General features: G+C 72.6%; 16 protein-coding genes. 6 read left to right on the forward strand and 10 right to left on the reverse strand.

The genetic code is table 11. The features are described from left to right. Positions 1 to 43: 43 nt before the first annotated feature. The 9 genes from PSR1_RS14485 to PSR1_RS14525 form a co-directional block, all read right to left on the reverse strand. Positions 44 to 748 (reverse strand): glycine cleavage system protein H, encoded by a 705-nt coding sequence (locus PSR1_RS14485; protein ID WP_059438225.1) that lies wholly within the window; start codon positions 746 to 748, stop codon positions 44 to 46. A gap of 106 nt (positions 749 to 854) precedes the next feature. Then, a complete protein-coding gene (locus tag PSR1_RS14490; protein ID WP_059438226.1) occupies positions 855 to 1,193 on the reverse strand; it encodes a c(7)-type cytochrome triheme domain-containing protein in 339 nt (112 codons plus the stop codon). Between the two features lie 17 nt (positions 1,194 to 1,210). Further along, positions 1,211 to 1,933, reverse strand: coding sequence for a glycine cleavage system protein H (locus PSR1_RS14495; RefSeq protein WP_059438227.1), 723 nt, complete (start codon positions 1,931 to 1,933; stop codon positions 1,211 to 1,213). 12 nt (positions 1,934 to 1,945) lie between these two features. Continuing rightward, entirely contained in the window at positions 1,946 to 3,157 is a 1,212-nt protein-coding gene (nrfD, locus tag PSR1_RS14500; RefSeq protein WP_059438228.1) for an NrfD/PsrC family molybdoenzyme membrane anchor subunit, read from the reverse strand. Then, positions 3,150 to 4,046, reverse strand: a complete 897-nt coding sequence (locus tag PSR1_RS14505; protein WP_059438229.1) for a 4Fe-4S dicluster domain-containing protein — start codon at positions 4,044 to 4,046, stop codon at positions 3,150 to 3,152. The genes nrfD and PSR1_RS14505 overlap by 8 nt, the downstream gene beginning before the upstream one ends. 96 nt (positions 4,047 to 4,142) lie before the next feature. Then, on the reverse strand, positions 4,143 to 4,361 hold the full coding sequence (locus PSR1_RS14510) for a hypothetical protein (RefSeq protein ID WP_011421060.1): 219 nt from the start codon (positions 4,359 to 4,361) through the stop codon (positions 4,143 to 4,145). Between the two features lie 446 nt (positions 4,362 to 4,807). Then, positions 4,808 to 6,202: a sigma-54 dependent transcriptional regulator gene (locus PSR1_RS14515; protein WP_059438230.1), complete on the reverse strand. Its 1,395-nt coding sequence runs from the start codon at positions 6,200 to 6,202 to the stop codon at positions 4,808 to 4,810. Then, positions 6,202 to 6,744: an archaemetzincin family Zn-dependent metalloprotease gene (locus PSR1_RS14520; RefSeq protein WP_059438231.1), complete on the reverse strand. Its 543-nt coding sequence runs from the start codon at positions 6,742 to 6,744 to the stop codon at positions 6,202 to 6,204. Before PSR1_RS14520 ends, PSR1_RS14515 begins: the two co-directional genes overlap by 1 nt. Positions 6,745 to 6,812: 68 nt before the next feature. After that, positions 6,813 to 8,567, reverse strand: coding sequence for an ATP-binding protein (locus PSR1_RS14525; protein WP_059438232.1), 1,755 nt, complete (start codon positions 8,565 to 8,567; stop codon positions 6,813 to 6,815). A gap of 264 nt (positions 8,568 to 8,831) precedes the next feature. Between PSR1_RS14525 and purU the strand changes: the two genes are divergently transcribed. The 3 genes from purU to hemF all read left to right on the forward strand — a co-directional run bounded on the left by purU (position 8,832) and on the right by hemF (position 11,076). Next, positions 8,832 to 9,692: a formyltetrahydrofolate deformylase gene (gene purU / locus PSR1_RS14530; RefSeq protein WP_059438233.1), complete on the forward strand. Its 861-nt coding sequence runs from the start codon at positions 8,832 to 8,834 to the stop codon at positions 9,690 to 9,692. Between the two features lie 80 nt (positions 9,693 to 9,772). After that, the gene (locus tag PSR1_RS14535) at positions 9,773 to 10,102 is read left to right on the forward strand and encodes a hypothetical protein (protein ID WP_059438234.1); all 330 of its coding nucleotides are present in this window, start codon (positions 9,773 to 9,775) and stop codon (positions 10,100 to 10,102) included. Positions 10,103 to 10,215: 113 nt separating this feature from the next. Further along, positions 10,216 to 11,076: an oxygen-dependent coproporphyrinogen oxidase gene (gene hemF, locus PSR1_RS14540; RefSeq protein WP_059438239.1), complete on the forward strand. Its 861-nt coding sequence runs from the start codon at positions 10,216 to 10,218 to the stop codon at positions 11,074 to 11,076. 30 nt (positions 11,077 to 11,106) lie between these two features. Here the strand turns inward: hemF and PSR1_RS14545 are convergent, their stop codons facing one another. Beyond that, entirely contained in the window at positions 11,107 to 12,069 is a 963-nt protein-coding gene (locus tag PSR1_RS14545; RefSeq protein ID WP_059438235.1) for a TerC family protein, read from the reverse strand. Between the two features lie 69 nt (positions 12,070 to 12,138). On the opposite strand from PSR1_RS14545, the gene nhaR reads away from it, so the two are divergent. The 3 genes from nhaR to grxC all read left to right on the forward strand — a co-directional run bounded on the left by nhaR (position 12,139) and on the right by grxC (position 14,465). Then, positions 12,139 to 13,047: a transcriptional activator NhaR gene (nhaR, locus tag PSR1_RS14550; RefSeq protein WP_059438236.1), complete on the forward strand. Its 909-nt coding sequence runs from the start codon at positions 12,139 to 12,141 to the stop codon at positions 13,045 to 13,047. Between the two features lie 138 nt (positions 13,048 to 13,185). Then, entirely contained in the window at positions 13,186 to 14,085 is a 900-nt protein-coding gene (locus tag PSR1_RS14555) for a zinc metalloprotease HtpX (RefSeq protein ID WP_059438237.1), read from the forward strand. Between the two features lie 116 nt (positions 14,086 to 14,201). Beyond that, positions 14,202 to 14,465 (forward strand): glutaredoxin 3, encoded by a 264-nt coding sequence (gene grxC, locus PSR1_RS14560; RefSeq protein WP_059438238.1) that lies wholly within the window; start codon positions 14,202 to 14,204, stop codon positions 14,463 to 14,465. The last annotated feature ends 48 nt before the right edge of the window (positions 14,466 to 14,513 follow it).

The raw sequence follows: 14,513 nt of genomic DNA on the forward strand, positions 1-14,513 counted from the left end.
CGTGCGGGCGCGGCCGTTCGCCGCACCGCCGCGACCGCGGCCCTCACGGCCGCAGGAACGCCTTCGTCAGCGCGGCCCACCCCTCCTCGCCGACGAGCCACGGGGCCGGGGCGACCAGCGTCCCCCCGTCGGCCGCGGCGAAGCCGAGCTGGTGCTCGACGAACTGGTTCCAGCGCTGCGCCTCGCGCCGCATCCACGACTCCGCGGCGCCGGCGCGCGGCATCGACGCGTAGGCCTCGTCCGCCGGTGTGAACGCGACCAGCCACCCGCGCCCGTAGCCCTCGCGCTTCACCAGCGCGGGGTCGCGCACCACCGAGACGTTCACGCCCACCACCGTGCCGTCCACCGGCGCGGGGATCTCCAGCGCGCGCCCGCCGCCGTGCAGCGTGGCGATGGTCTCGCCGCGGGCCACGCGCGTGCCCGGCCGCGCCAGGTCCACCGCGGTGACCGCCGGCATCAGGCGCTGCGCGATGCCGTCGAGCCCGAGCTCCACCGCGCGCCCGCCCGGGCGGCGGTGCAGCCAGAGGTGGCCGGGCGCGTAGAACAGGTCCGGGCGGAACGGCACGCCGTCCACGTCGCGGATCCCGAGCGCGCGCTCGCGCCGCTCGGCGCGCCCGCGGACCACCAGCGCGATGACCAGCGCCGGGACCACGATGACCGCCACCATCGCCAGGAAGAGGCCGAACCGGGCCAGGATGCCGAGGGTGAAGACGCCGATCGACTGGAGGATCTCGAGAACGCTCTGCATGGCTTCCTCCCGACTGCGAGCCCGCGCCCGTCACCGGGCGCCCTCATCCGCGCCTGCGGCCCCCGGCCCCGGAGCGAGTGGGCCGGGGACCGCCGACGCGCCCCCCTCACTGCGCGTGGCACATGGTGCAGTCGTCGAACCCGAACGCCTGCTTGCCGTGGCACGCTCCGCACGACTCGCCCTTCTCCATCGCGGCGTGCGTCACCGCCTGCTTCTTCTCCTTGACCGAGCGGCCCAGGATCCCGAACCGGCGCGGGTGGCAGGACACGCAGTCCGGCCTGGCCGAGTCCACGTGGCTGTCGTGCCGGAACGTCACCTGGCCCGGGCTGTCGCCGCCCTGCGGGAGCGGGAGCTCCGGGGGCAGGTTGGGAAGGTCGCCCGCCAGCGCGCTGCCACCCAGCAGCAGCCCGGCCAGCGCACCGCACCACGAGAGCTTGAGCGTCATGGCTGTGGTCTCCGTTCTCAGGTCAGGAAGAAGGTGCGGGCCATCTCGTCCCAGTCGTCGCCGGCCAGCGCGCGGCCGATGCCGTGGATGGGCACGCCGCCGTCCTGCAGCACGCGGCCGAGCTCGGGGCTCATCCGCATGGCGAGGCGCTCGGACGCGTCCTCCAGGAACCGGTTCGCGGCGCTGTCGGCGAAGAGCTGGCGGAGGTTCGCGGCGAGGCGGGGCGCCTTCACCTTGAACAGCCACCCGGCGCCGTACGGGTCCTCGACGCCGTCGGGCCGCTCGCGCGCCGCCGCGTTCACCGCCACCACCGTCCCGTCGATGGGCGAGAGCATCGGGACGCTCTTCTCGCCGTCGCCGATCTCGAGCGCCGGCTCGCCCTGCGCCACCTTGGCGCCGACGCTGGGCAGCTCGACCCGGGCCGGCCCGACGAGCTTGTGGGCGAAGTCGTCCACGCCCACCGCCACCAGGCCGTCGGACTCCAGCCGCGCCCAGGTGTGGCCGGGGTGCAGGTGGACGCCGGCGGGCACCTGGAACCAGCCGGCCACCGCGGGCCGGACCGCCACCGGGCGCGGCGCGGGCGCCGCGGCGGGGACGCGGGCGGGGGCGCGGACCTCGGCCGCCGCCGGCTTGCCGCCCTGGACGTAGCGCCAGAACGGGATGAACATCAGCAGGTAGGCGATCCCGAGTCCGTACTCGAGGAGCTTGGCCGGGTAAACGGAGAGCAGGTCGTAGGCCATGGCTTCCTCCTTTCAGTGCTCCGCGGGGAACGCCGGGTCCCCACGCAGGATGGGCATGCGGTTGACGATCCAGCGGTAGGCCAGCACGCCGATGGTGACGAGGGTGATGGACACCCAGATCTCCATCCAGCTCGGCACGTACCGGTCCACCCGGTTCCAGTTGAAGGCGATGACCGAGATGTTGAGGCGGTTCAGCACCACGCCGAGGACGCCGACCACCGAGGCCGCCCGGATGAGCTTCACCTTGCCGTTGCGCGCGCCGTAGGCGAACACGAGCGAGGGCAGCAGCACGAAGCCGACCACCTCGACCAGCCACCAGGCGCCGTAGCCGGTGGCCAGGTAGCCCCAGGCGTGCCCGTCGACGACGCTCTGCAGCTTCAGGAAGAAGTAGGCGAACATCACCACCGCGGCCGCCTTCCCGAGGCCGATGGTCAGCTTGTCCACGTCCACGTGGTGGTCGACCCGGGTCTGGAAGATCCGGTGCGAGAGCGCGCTCTCGAAGATCACCATGTTGAGGCCGGCGATGATCGCGCTGACGAAGAAGAAGACGAAGATGTAGGGCGTGTACCAGAGCGGGTGGAGCTTGGTGGGCGCGAGCAGGAAGAGCGACCCGAGCGCCGACTGGTGCATGGTCGAGAAGATGACCGAGAGCACCGTGAGCGCGATGAGCGCCTTCTTCAGCACCGCGTGGATGCGCCGCCAGCCGAGCCACTCGAAGAACGGCACGGTGAACTCGAGCAGGAGGACGGTCGTGTAGCACATGACGCACCACGCGACCTCGAACAGCACCGAGGCGGTCCCGAAGTTGAAGAGCGCCATGACGATGTTCCAGGGTCGGCCCAGGTCGGCGAGCAGGCCGATGACCGCCATCACGTAGCCGAGGAAGGCGGTGAGGATCGCGGGGCGCTCGATGCCGTGGTAGTCCTTCAGCCCGAACAGCTGCACCGCCGAGCCGATGGTGAACCCGCCGGCGGCGAGCACGATGCCGGTCATCATGTCGAAGCCGATCCAGAGGCCCCAGGGAGCGGACTGCGACAGGTTGGTGGTGGCGCCCAGGCCCGCCGCGAAGCGGTAGACGAGCAGCGGGACGCCGATGATGAGGATGAACGTCGCGACGGCGTTCGTCGGCGTGAGCAGGGAGCGGAGGTACTCCTTCCAGCTCATGCCCAGCAGGATCTTCTCCCGGACGAACGAGTGCTGGGCGACCGCGGTGGCGTTAGCCATGGTGCTCCTCCTTCCCCTGCTCCGACTCGGCCTGCTCGAGCTTCTCGCGCCGGTTGGAGAATGCGTAGATGCCCATCAGCAGCGGCGGCCAGAGCGTCATCACGAACGGCGGCACCGAGAGCGCGCCGGAGGCGAGGTCCGGGATGGGCCGCTCGGGCACGTCGGTCCGGAACGCGAGCTGCTCCAGGTCGACGTCGGTGATGTACAGCCAGCTCGTCCCGCCGGCCTCCCGCTCGCCGTACACGTGGTGCACGTAGCGGTCGGGGTTCGTGTAGATGCGGGTCTTGGCGACCTCGAGGAGCTCGCTGCGCTTCCCGAAGGTCAGCGCGCCCGAGGGGCACACCTCGGTGCACGCCGGCTTGAGGCCCTTCGCCTGCCGCTCGGCGCAGAAGGTGCACTTGCGCACGCGCGGCGCGTTCGAGCCGTACTCGTACTTCGGCACGTCGAACGGGCAGGCGATCATGCAGTACCGGCAGCCCATGCAGCGGTTCGGGTTGTAGACCACCGGCCCCTCGGGCGACTTGGTCATCGCCTTGACCGGGCACGCCGAGGCGCAGCCCGGCGCCAGGCAGTGCATGCACTGCTTCTTCGCGAAGCGCTCGATGCCGGGCGCCTTCTCGGTGCGGTTCACCACCGTGAAGGCCTGCTCGTGCATGTCGCGCTTCTGGTCGAAGACGTTGGCGTCCTCGGGGGGCGGCGCGAGGTGGTTGGCCTCGGCGCACGCCGCCTCGCACGCGCGGCAGCCGACGCAGAGGGTCGTGTCGACGAGCACGCCTGGCCCGTCCACCGCCGCCCCGTGCGCCGCTGCGGCGGCGGTGGCCGCCGACGCGCCGGCGGCCCCCACCGTCACTGCCGCGATCTTGAAGAACCCTCTGCGTCCGATCTTCATGGTTGTCTCCGGGCGGGTGCGGTCAGCCGTGCGCCGCGACGAGGTTCATGGTCCCGAGCACCGCAACTCCGACCACCATCACGACGAATGCGAACATCATGGCGTCGCTCCTTTCGGCCCTGCGGGTGAGGGATGGGAGTCCGCGTCGGCCGATCGTTCGGCTCGCTCGAGCGCCTCGCGGAAGAGCGGGCAGGTCTTGAACGCCTCGCCTTCGCAGGTGCTCGCCGTGGTGACCCGGTCGATCGGCACGAGCTTCTTCACCGGGTAGGCCCGGCAGAACACCATCGAGACCTCTTTCAAGTACGGGCAGGTCATCTGTCGCCGTCCTCCCGCGGATCCCTATGGCAAGGGGCGCGCCAGCCGGGGCGCGGCGGCGCGCGCGAGCGAAGAGCGGCGTGTTCACGGTGGGTTACGCTCGCGGTGCGGCGTGCGCCCGCGCGCGGCGCGGGTCCCGCGGCTGTCGAGTTCCTCAGCGCCCCTTCACCGGAGCGGGGTGCGACCGCCCGTGATCACGCGGGGTTGCGGCCGCGGCGGCGCCGGTGGAGAGAAGCTCGACGGTGCGGAGGAACTCGACGTGGCAGCCGGTCGCAGGCGGCGCGCGACGGGCGTCCGGGCGCGGCAGGAGCGCGCGGCCCATTCACGACCCGTCACGTCACGAGGCGTGAACGCGGCGCCGGGCCGCACGTGCGCCGGGGCGCACGCGGTCCGCCGGGGCCCTCGGAGCGCGCGGCGCGCGCGGGGGGCGCGGGGCCGGCGCGCGCTCAGCGCGCGCCGCCGTCGCCGTCGCGGGGCGGCTCGTCCTCGCCGTCCCGGCGCAGCCCCCACTTCCGCATCTTGTTGTAGAGGGTGACCCGGTCGATGCCGAGGATGCGCGCCGACTGGCTCACGTTGCCGCCGGTGTGCGCCAGGACCGCAGAGACGTGCCGCCGCTCCACCTCCTCCAGCGAGGCGAGCGTGCCGGGCCGCGGCGCGGCCTCCGGCTTGCCGGGGAGGCCGAGGTCGGGGAGCTGGATCACCGGGCCGGTGCAGACCACCGCGCCCCGCTCCAGGATGTTCCGCAGCTCGCGCACGTTGCCGGGCCAGTCGTGCGCCATGAGCGCGCTCATCGCCTCGGAGGAGACGCCGTCGAGCCGCTTCTTCATCTCGACCGAGAGCCGCTCCACGAAGCTCTCCACCAGGAGCGGGATGTCCTCCCGGCGGTCCCGCAGCGGGGGGATGAGGATGGGGATGACGTTGAGCCGGTAGAACAGGTCCTCGCGGAACTTCCCCTCCCCCACCGCGCGCTTCAGGTCGCGGTTGGTGGCGGCGATGATCCGGACGTCCACGTCGATGTTCTCGTTGCCGCCGATCCGGTGGAAGCGCCGCTCCTCCAGCACCCGCAGCAGGTCGAGCTGGAGCTTCGACCCGATGTCGCCCACCTCGTCGAGGAACAGCGTGCCCCCGTGGGCGGCCTCGAACTTGCCCTTGCGGCGGGCGATCGCGCCGGTGAACGCGCCCTTCTCGTGCCCGAACAGCTCGGACTCGAGCAGGCTCTCGGTGAGCGCCGCGCAGGAGACCGCCACGAACGGCCCCTCCGCCCGCGGGCTCTCCTGGTGGATGGCGCGGGCCAGGACCTCCTTGCCGCTGCCGGACTCGCCCAGCACCAGGATGGTGGAGTTGGAGCGGGCCGCCGTGCGCGCCAGCTCGAACACCGCCTGCATGGCCGGGCTCTTGGAGAGCAGGTCGCGGAACCGGTACTCCCGCTTGAGCGCCTGGCGCAGGACCGCGTTCTCCCGCACCAGCGTCTGCTGGGAGACGATCTTCTGCATCATCAGCGACAGCTCCTCGGGATCGAACGGCTTCACGAGGTAGTCGTAGGCGCCCAGCTTCATGGCCGCGACCGCGGTGTCCACGGTGGCGTAGGCGGTCATGATCACGACCGCCAGCTCGGGCTGGAGCTTCTTGGCCTCCTCCAGCACCTGCAGGCCGTCCATCCCGGGCATCTTCAGGTCGACGATGAGGATCGACCAGCGCTCCGCCTTGAGCTTCTCGATCGCGGCGAACCCGTCCACCGCCACGTGGACGGAGTAGCCGTCCTTCTCGAGCCAGCCGCCCAGCGACTCGCGGACGATCTCCTCGTCGTCCACCACCAGGATGCGCGTTCTCTCGTTGGACATCACCTGGGACCTCCGGCCTGCAGCTCCTCGAGCCTGCGTCGACACTCGGAGCAGAGCTCCGGCTTCTTCTCGTCCACGTTGCGGACGCCGGACGAGCGCGCCATCACGCACACCGGCGTCGCGCAGTGCAGCAGGCCGAACGCGTGCCCGACCTCGTGCACCGCCTCCTTGGCGAGCCGCTCCAGCAGCAGCTGCGGCCCGATCAGCTCCACGTCCTCCAGCAGGCGCGCGATGGAGACCACCGCCGCGCCGCCCCCGAGCTGCCCCTCGCCGAACACGTAGGTGAGGATGGGGATGAACAGGTCGCGGTCGGTCACCCCGAGCACCTTCCCCGCGCCCGGCCCGGCCTCCAGCAGCCACTTCAGGATCGCGCCGGAGAGGTGCTGCTTGCGCTTCGGGTCGTAGGCGTGGCGCGGGCGCTCCGGCGAGGTCCACTCGCGCACCGGCCGCCCGAACGCGCGGCCCAGGTGCAGCGCGGCGTGGTCCAGCAGCGCCCGGTCGGGCGCAGCCTCGCCGATCCACCAGATGAAGATCGGGTCCATTCATTCGATGCCCTGGGGGCGCCGCCGCCGCGCCCCCCCGGAACCCGCCGCCGTCCGCCCGCCGCGCATCACTCCGCCGCCTTCCGGGGCGGCAGCCGGATGGCGACCCGCGTCCCCTTCCCGACCTCGCTGTGGATCTCGATCTTGCCGTGGTGGCGCTCGACGATGCCGTACACCACCGAGAGGCCGAGCCCGGTGCCGCGCTCCTTGGTGGTGAAGAAGGGGTCGAAGATCTTGGACAGGTGGTCGGGCGCGATGCCCGGGCCGGTGTCGGTGAACGCGACCTCGACCCAGCGGCCGCCCTCCACCAGCGCCGACTCCACCGTGAGCTTCCCGCCCCGCGCCATGGCCTCGCAGGCGTTCATGATCACGTTCACGCACGCCTGGCGGAGCTGCCCGAAGTCGCCGTCCACCGGCGGCAGCGGCGCGAGCCGCTTCTCGAGCGTCACGTTCTGGATGTTGATCTGGTTGGAGAGGAGCTGGATGCCCTCCTCGACCACCGCGTCCAGGTCCACGTCCTTGAGCGTGAGCGGCCGCTCGCGCGCGAAGTCGAGCAGGTTGCGCACGATGGCGCTGCAGCGCTCGGTCTCGCGCTGGACCAGGAGCAGGTGCTTCACCAGCGTCTTGCGCGTGGCGTCGTCGGGCACCCCCTGGTCCAGCGTGCGGACGATGAGCTTCGCGAAGGTGAGGATCCCGGCCAGCGGGTTGTTGATCTCGTGCGCGATCGACGCGGACAGCTTGCCCAGCGAGGAGAGCTTCTCCGAGCGGACCAGCTGGTCCTGCGCGGCGCGGAGCGCGGCGGTCCGCTCCAGCACCTGCTGCTCGAGGCTCGACATGAGCGCGTCGAGGTCGCGGCGCGCCGAGCGCAGCGAGCGCGTCATGTCGTTGAAGGAGGCGGCCAGCAGCCCCAGCTCGCCGCTCCAGGTGACCGGGACCTCGAGCTCCAGCTGCTCGCGCGCGACGCGGCGGGTGGCCTGCACCAGCGCCGCGATGGGCCGCATCAGGTGGTGGCGGGTGAACAGCCAGGCGAACAGGCCGAGCAGGCCCGAGGCGAGCGCGGCGGCGGCCAGGGTGCGCCACCGGAACGTGTGGGTCTGCGCGTCGAGGCGCGCGAGCGAGACGTCCAGGTCGATGACGCCCAGCACCTCCTGCGAGCCCGGGTGCGCGTGGCAGGCGCCGGTCGAGCAGGACGCCTCGTTGTAGACCGGGGTCATGATCCCCAGCACGCGGTGGTCGCCGGAGCGGAACACGCGGCTCCGCTCCTCCAGCTCCAGCTTGCGCAGCGGCTGGCCGGCCGCGTGGCAACCGGAGCAGGCCTCCGCGTCGCGGTCCACCATCCGGCCCACCTCCTCCGGCACGGTGGAGAAGGTGACGCGCCCGTTCGCGTCCATCATGCGGACGCGCTCGATCCCGGCCTGCCGCGCCACGTCCTGCATGATGAGGTAGGCGTCGCCGCGGCGGTCCTGCAGCATGGCGCGGTGGAGCGCGTTGCGGACCGTCTGGCTGAGGAGATCCGACTCCTGCACCACCTGGCCGAGCAGGTGCCGCTGCACCGCGATCTCCGCCAGGAAGAACAGGCCCACCGTGGCGAGCGCCACCGCCCCGATCATCGCGAACAGCTTGGTGGAGAGCCGCTGCTGCCAGGGGATCTCCAGGCCGAGCGCGCCGAGCGACGCGGGCGCGATGGCGCGGGCGAGGCGCTGCAGCGCCCGGTCCTCCTCCGGCGTGCGGCCGTTGTCCTGGGTGCGCGCCGCGGGCTCCGCCGGCGGGGGCGGCTCGGGGGCCGGGGAGGTCCCGGGCGAGGTTCCTGGCGATGCGCTCACGGCGTGCTCGGCCGCCCACCCGTACCGCCGCGGCGAGGGTGCGCGCCTTGCGGTCCGTCAACGATTGTTCAATTTCTCGTCGCCCCGATGCAATCCTGGCCGGGCGGAAATTGCGCGCAAATTGACGCACCCTGCGCGGTCCTGCCGCGCCCCGCCGCCCGGCGCCCCCGCCGCCGGCCCGGCCGCCGGTCCCCCGGCGCGGGTGCGCCGCCGCGCGCAGGGGATTTGATCCCGGGCACGCCTCCGTCTACCCTCACGGGTCCCGTGACCCAGCCCCGCGCCATCCTCCTCGTCCAGTGCCCCGACCGCCCCGGCATCGTGGCGGCGATCTCCAGCTTCCTCTACCGCCACGGCGCCAACATCCTCGACTTCGACCAGCACACGTCGGTGGACAACGGCGGCGCCTACTTCACCCGCCTCGAGTTCCAGACCGACCGGCTGGACCTGCCGGTGGAGGACCTGCAGCACGCGTTCGCGCTCGACGTCGCCCGGCCGTTCGCCATGGACTGGCGGCTCACGCTCTCCTCGCAGCGCAAGAAGGTCGCGATCCTGGTCTCGAAGCACGACCACGCGCTCCTGGAGCTGCTCTGGAACTGGGACCGCGGCGACCTGCACGCGGACGTCTCCACCGTGATCTCCAACCACCCCGACCTGCGCGAGGCGGTGGAGTCGTTCGGCGTCCCGTTCGTCCACGTGCCCAACACCCGCGACACCCGCGCGCAGGCCGAGGCCCGCATGCTGGAGCTGCTCGAGGGCAAGGCCGACCTGGTGGTGCTCGCGCGCTACATGCAGATCGTCTCGCCGGAGCTGGTGGCGCGCTGGCCGAGCCGCATCATCAACATCCACCACTCCTTCCTCCCGGCGTTCGTGGGCGCCGACCCGTACCGGCAGGCCTACGACCGCGGGGTGAAGATCGTGGGCGCCACCGCGCACTACGTCACCGCGGAGCTCGACGCCGGGCCCATCATCGACCAGGACGTGGGCCGGGTCTCGCACCGCGACGCGGTCGAGGACCTGAAGCGGCTGGGGCGCGATCTCGAGCGCCGGGTGCTGGCGCGCGCGGTGCGCTGGCACTGCGAGGACCGCGTCATCGTGAACGGGAACAAGACCGTCGTGTTCAGCTGACGGCGGCGGGGCGCCCGCCCGCCCGCCGCCGCGCGTGCCAGGGACCGCGAGCGGCCGCACCTTCCCGAGGGAGGTGCGCCATGGCGGCCCGGACGCTCACGCTCATGCTCGGCCTGTGGCTGTTCTTCTCGGCGTTCCTGTGGAAGCGGGCGCCCGCCTCCTTCGCGAACGCCTGCGCGGTGGGGCTGCTCGCGTGCGCCGCCGCGCTGTGGGCCATGTGGCGGCCCCGCGTGCGCCTGGCCGGCGTCGCCCTCTCCGCCTGGCTGCTCGCGGCGGCGCTGCTCGTCCCGCAGCCCTCGCCGTCGGCGCGGTGGAACGACGTGGCGGTGGCGCTCGCCATGTTCCTCACCGCGCTCGTGCCCGGCACCATGTACTCCTCGCGCCGCGCGACCGCGGCCGGCGGCGCCTGAGGCGGCGCGGCCGCGGCCCCGCGCGGGAGGTGCGGCGCCGGCGCGCCCGCGGCAAGGGTTCCGCCGTGCCCACGCCCGCGTCCCCCGAGCTGCTCGCCCGCCTGCGCGCGGGCATGGCCCAGACCGTCCGTGCGCTGCAGGAGGAGATCTCCGCGGCGCTGGAGCGCGCCGACGGCGCCGCCCGCTTCGCCGCGGACCGCTGGGAGCGCCCCGGCGGCGGCGGCGGCGAGAGCCGCGTGCTCCAGGACGGCGCGCTGCTCGAGAAGGCCGGCGTGAACGTGTCGGAGGTGCACGGCGAGCTGCCCGACGCGCTCGCGCGCAAGGTGCAGGGCGAGGGCGGCGCGTTCACCGCGGTCGGGCTGTCGGTGGTGGTCCACCCCGCCAGCCCGATGCTCCCGACCGCGCACATGAACGTGCGGCTGCTGAGCCGCGGCGGCGGCGCCTGGTTCGGCGGCGGCGCCGACCTCACCCCGTACTACCTGTTCGAGGAGGACTGCCGGCACTTCCACGCCGCGCTGCGCGACGCCTGCGAGCGCCACGCGCCCGGCAGCTACGCGCGCCACAAGCGCGCCGCCGACGCGTACTTCTACCTGCGCCACCGCGGCGAGCACCGCGGCGTGGGCGGGATCTTCTACGAGGACGCCGGCGACGACCTGGAGCGCGAGCTCGCGTTCGCGGGCGAGATGGGGCGGGCGTTCCTGCGGGCGTACCTGCCCATCCTGGAGCGCCGCCGCGCCGCGCCGTTCGGCGAGGAGGAGCGGCGCTGGCAGGAGATCCGGCGCGGGCGCTACGTGGAGTTCAACCTGGTCTGGGACCGCGGCACGGTGTTCGGGCTGGAGACCTCCGGCCGCACCGAGTCGATCCTGATGTCGCTGCCGCCGCGGGTGCGCTGGGTGTACGACCACCGCCCCGCGCCGGGCAGCCGCGAGGCGGCGCTCCTCGACGTGCTGCGCGCGCCGCGCGACTGGGCGTGAGCGGCGCGGGCGGGCGCGTCACCTCACCCGCTACGCCCCCGGCGACCCGGCCTCCTCGCGGCGCGTGCGCCAGAGCGAGTAGCCCATGGCGCCGCCGAGCAGCGCCACCACCACGCCGAGCGACACGAACGCGTTCACGTGCACCCAGCTCGAGACGACCATCTTCAGGCCGATGAACACGAGCACCAGGGCGAGGCCGGCCTTCAGGTACTCGAACCTCCGCAGGAGCTGCGCCACCGCGAAGTAGAGCGAGCGCAGGCCCATGATGGCGAAGATGTTCGAGGTGAAGACGATGAACGGGTCGAGCGTGATGCCGAAGATCGCCGGCACCGAGTCGAGCGCGAACACGACGTCGGACACCTCGATCATGCACAGCGCCAGGAACAGCGGCGTCGCCACCCGGCGGCCGTTCTCCACCAGGAAGAAGTGGTGCCCCTCCATGCGGCTGGTGGACGGGACCAGCCGGCGCAGCACCCGGAACGCGACGCTCTTCTCCGGGTGGTGCTCCTGCTCCTCGTGGAAGAAGATGCGGATCCCGGTCACCACCAGGAACGCGCCGAACACGTAGATGAGCCAGTGGAAGCGCGAGAGCAGCGCGGTGCCGCCCACGATCATCACCAGGCGCAGGAAGAACGCGGTGGTGATGCCCCAGAACAGCACGCGGTGCTGCAGCTTCGGCGGGATCGCGAAGGTCGCGAACACGAGCACGAAGACGAACAGGTTGTCCACCGAGAGCGACTGCTCGATGAGGTAGCCGGTGACGAACTCGATCGCCTTGCTCGCCCCGAAGCGCCACCACACGAACCCGGCGAACACCGCCGCCAGCGACGCCCACACCGCGGTCCAGCCCAGCGCCTCGCGCGCGCGGATCACCTCGTCCCGCCGGTGGAAGACGCCCAGGTCGAGCGCGAGCAGGACGAGCACGAGGACCAGGAAGCCGAGCCAGAGCCAGGGGTTCCCGACGGTCTCGAGCGCGAGGGCAGGAGGGTGCATGAGGCGGCCTTTCTAGACCTTCCGGCGGGTTCGCGCCGGGAAATTCTGGATCCGGGTTAGATTTTCTCCATGGAATGGCTCAACTACCATCACCTCTTCTACTTCTGGACGGTGGCCCGCGCGGGCAGCATCGCCCGCGCCAGCGAGGAGCTGCGGCTCGCGCAGCCCACCATCTCCAACCAGCTCAAGACGCTGGAGGCGAACCTGGGAGTGAAGCTCCTCGAGCGGCAGGGGCGGCGGCTCGTCCTCACCGACGTGGGGCGGACCGTGCTCCGCTACGCCGACGACATCTTCCGCACCGGGCGCGAGCTGCAGCGGGCGGTGAAGGGGCTCCCCACCGGCCAGCGCCTGCGCCTGGTGGTCGGCGTGGCCGACGTGATCCCGAAGCGCATGGCCGCGCTGCTCCTGCAGCCCGCGGTGGACGCCCACCCGGACCTCACGCTCGTCTGCCGCGAGGGCCCGCTGCCGCAGCTGCTCGCGGCGCTGGCGCTGCACGAGCTGGACGTCGTCATCGCCGACGTCCCCGCGCCGGAGGACGTGAAGGTGAAGGCGTTCAGCCACCGGCTGGGCGACTGCGGGACCTCGTTCCTGGCCGCGCGGCCGCTCGCGCACCTCAGGAAGGGCTTCCCGCGATCGCTGCAGGCCGCGCCCATGCTCCTGCCCTCCGAGGGCACCGCGCTCCGCCGCGGGCTCGACGCCTGGCTCGAGCGCACCGGCGTGCGCCCGGTGGTCGCCGGCGAGTTCGACGACAGCGCGCTCATGCAGGCGTTCGGGGCGCGCGGGCTGGGCGTGTTCGCCGCGCCGCGCGTGCTCGAGGAGGACATCCGCTCGCAGCTCGAGGTGGGCGTGATCGGGCGGGCCGAGGACGTGCGCGAGGCCTACCACGCCATCACGGTGGAGCGCCGCCTGCGCCACCCGGCGGTGGTCACCCTGGCCGAGGCGGCGCGGGACGCCATCTTCGGCGCGCCGCAGGCCTGACGCGGGCGCCGGCGGGCTCCCCTGCGGCCCGTACCCTGGTTTTCTCGCAGACTCGCGGCATCATTTTCTATTTGTCTGCGTTCGGCCGGCGACTAGGTTCTCCCTGCGCGCGCACCGTCGCGCGGCGGAGGCCACACCGTGAAGAACCAGCTGAAGACCATCCTGCTCCTCGGCACGCTCTCGGCCCTGCTGGTCGCGTTCGGCGCCAGCCTCGGCCCGGGCCCGTTCTGGCTGTTCACGGCGATCGCGGTGCTGATGAACCTCGGCGCCTACTTCTTCTCGGACAAGATCGTGCTGCGCATGCACGGCGCCCGCGAGCTGGCGCCCGGGGAGGCGCCGCGGCTGCACGAGATCGTCCGCGAGCTGTCGGGCCGGGCCGGGATCCCCCCGCCGCGGCTGTTCCTCGTCGACGAGCCGCACGCGAACGCGTTCGCGACCGGGCGCAACCCGCAGCACGCGGTGGTGGCGGTGACGCGCGGGATCGTGGACCTGCTCGACGAGCGCGAGCTGCGCGGGGTGATCGCGCACGAGCTCGCGCACGTCGCGAACCGCGACATCCTGGTGGCGAGCGTGGCGGCCGGCATGGCCGCGGCCATCTCGAACCTCGCCAACATGCTGATGTTCTCGAGCCTGCTGGGCGGCGGCCGCGACGACGAGGAGGGCGGCGGCGGCGGGCTGCTCATGATGCTGGTCGCGCCCATCGCCGGCACGCTGGTGCAGCTCGGCATCTCGCGCTCCCGCGAGTACCTCGCCGACGAGACCGGCGCGCGGATCAGCGGCGACCCGCTCGCGCTGGCGAGCGCGCTCGAGAAGCTCCAGCGCGGGGCGGAGGTGCTGCCGTCCGCGGCCGGCGCGCCCGCCACCGCCAGCCTGTTCATCGTCAACCCGTTCGGCGCCGGCGCGGTGCTGGGCGGCCTGGCCCGGATGTTCTCGACGCACCCGCCCGCCGAGGAGCGCATCCGCCGCCTCCGCGCGCTGGCGCGCGTGCCCGGCGGCGCCGACGGGTACGGCCCGCGCTCGCGGATGGTGCGGGGCTGATCGCAGGGTTCCTCCATCGGAGGCCGGCGCGGAGCACGGACCGCGCCGGCAGCCGCGGGGGCGGCGCCCGGTCCTGCTGTGCGGGGGCCGGGCGCCGCGTTATCTTCGAGGAAGACATGAACGCTCCCAAGATCACCGTCTACACCAAGCAGAACTGCCCCTACTGCGTGCGCGCCAAGCGCCTCCTCGAGAAGAAGGGCGTCGCGTTCGAGGAGATCTCGGTCGAGGGCCGGGACGAGCTGCGCACCTGGCTCGCCGAGAAGACCGGCCAGCTCACCGTCCCGCAGATCTTCGCCGGGGAGCGGTCGCTGGGCGGGTTCTCCGACCTCGACGCGCTCGAGCAGCGCGGCGAGCTCGACCCGATCCTGCGCGGCGAGTGACGCGGCCGTTGACGCGCGGGCCGGCGTCCTTCAAATAGGGCAGGTCAT

The organism is Anaeromyxobacter sp. PSR-1 (assembly GCF_000964525.1).
Lineage (GTDB): Bacteria > Myxococcota > Myxococcia > Myxococcales > Anaeromyxobacteraceae > Anaeromyxobacter.

Excerpts from the sequence above, each read along its gene's own strand:
- PSR1_RS14485 (WP_059438225.1), bottom strand. The coding sequence starts at position 748 with ATGCAGAGCGTTCTCGAGATCCTCCAGTCGATCGGCGTCTTCACCCTC.
- PSR1_RS14490 (WP_059438226.1), bottom strand. The coding sequence starts at position 1,193 with ATGACGCTCAAGCTCTCGTGGTGCGGTGCGCTGGCCGGGCTGCTGCTG.
- PSR1_RS14495 (WP_059438227.1), bottom strand. The coding sequence starts at position 1,933 with ATGGCCTACGACCTGCTCTCCGTTTACCCGGCCAAGCTCCTCGAGTAC.
- nrfD (WP_059438228.1), bottom strand. The coding sequence starts at position 3,157 with ATGGCTAACGCCACCGCGGTCGCCCAGCACTCGTTCGTCCGGGAGAAG.
- PSR1_RS14505 (WP_059438229.1), bottom strand. The coding sequence starts at position 4,046 with ATGAAGATCGGACGCAGAGGGTTCTTCAAGATCGCGGCAGTGACGGTG.
- PSR1_RS14510 (WP_011421060.1), bottom strand. The coding sequence starts at position 4,361 with ATGACCTGCCCGTACTTGAAAGAGGTCTCGATGGTGTTCTGCCGGGCC.
- PSR1_RS14515 (WP_059438230.1), bottom strand. The coding sequence starts at position 6,202 with ATGTCCAACGAGAGAACGCGCATCCTGGTGGTGGACGACGAGGAGATC.
- PSR1_RS14520 (WP_059438231.1), bottom strand. The coding sequence starts at position 6,744 with ATGGACCCGATCTTCATCTGGTGGATCGGCGAGGCTGCGCCCGACCGG.
- PSR1_RS14535 (WP_059438234.1), top strand. The coding sequence starts at position 9,773 with ATGGCGGCCCGGACGCTCACGCTCATGCTCGGCCTGTGGCTGTTCTTC.
- hemF (WP_059438239.1), top strand. The coding sequence starts at position 10,216 with ATGGCCCAGACCGTCCGTGCGCTGCAGGAGGAGATCTCCGCGGCGCTG.
- PSR1_RS14545 (WP_059438235.1), bottom strand. The coding sequence starts at position 12,069 with ATGCACCCTCCTGCCCTCGCGCTCGAGACCGTCGGGAACCCCTGGCTC.
- nhaR (WP_059438236.1), top strand. The coding sequence starts at position 12,139 with ATGGAATGGCTCAACTACCATCACCTCTTCTACTTCTGGACGGTGGCC.
- grxC (WP_059438238.1), top strand. The coding sequence starts at position 14,202 with ATGAACGCTCCCAAGATCACCGTCTACACCAAGCAGAACTGCCCCTAC.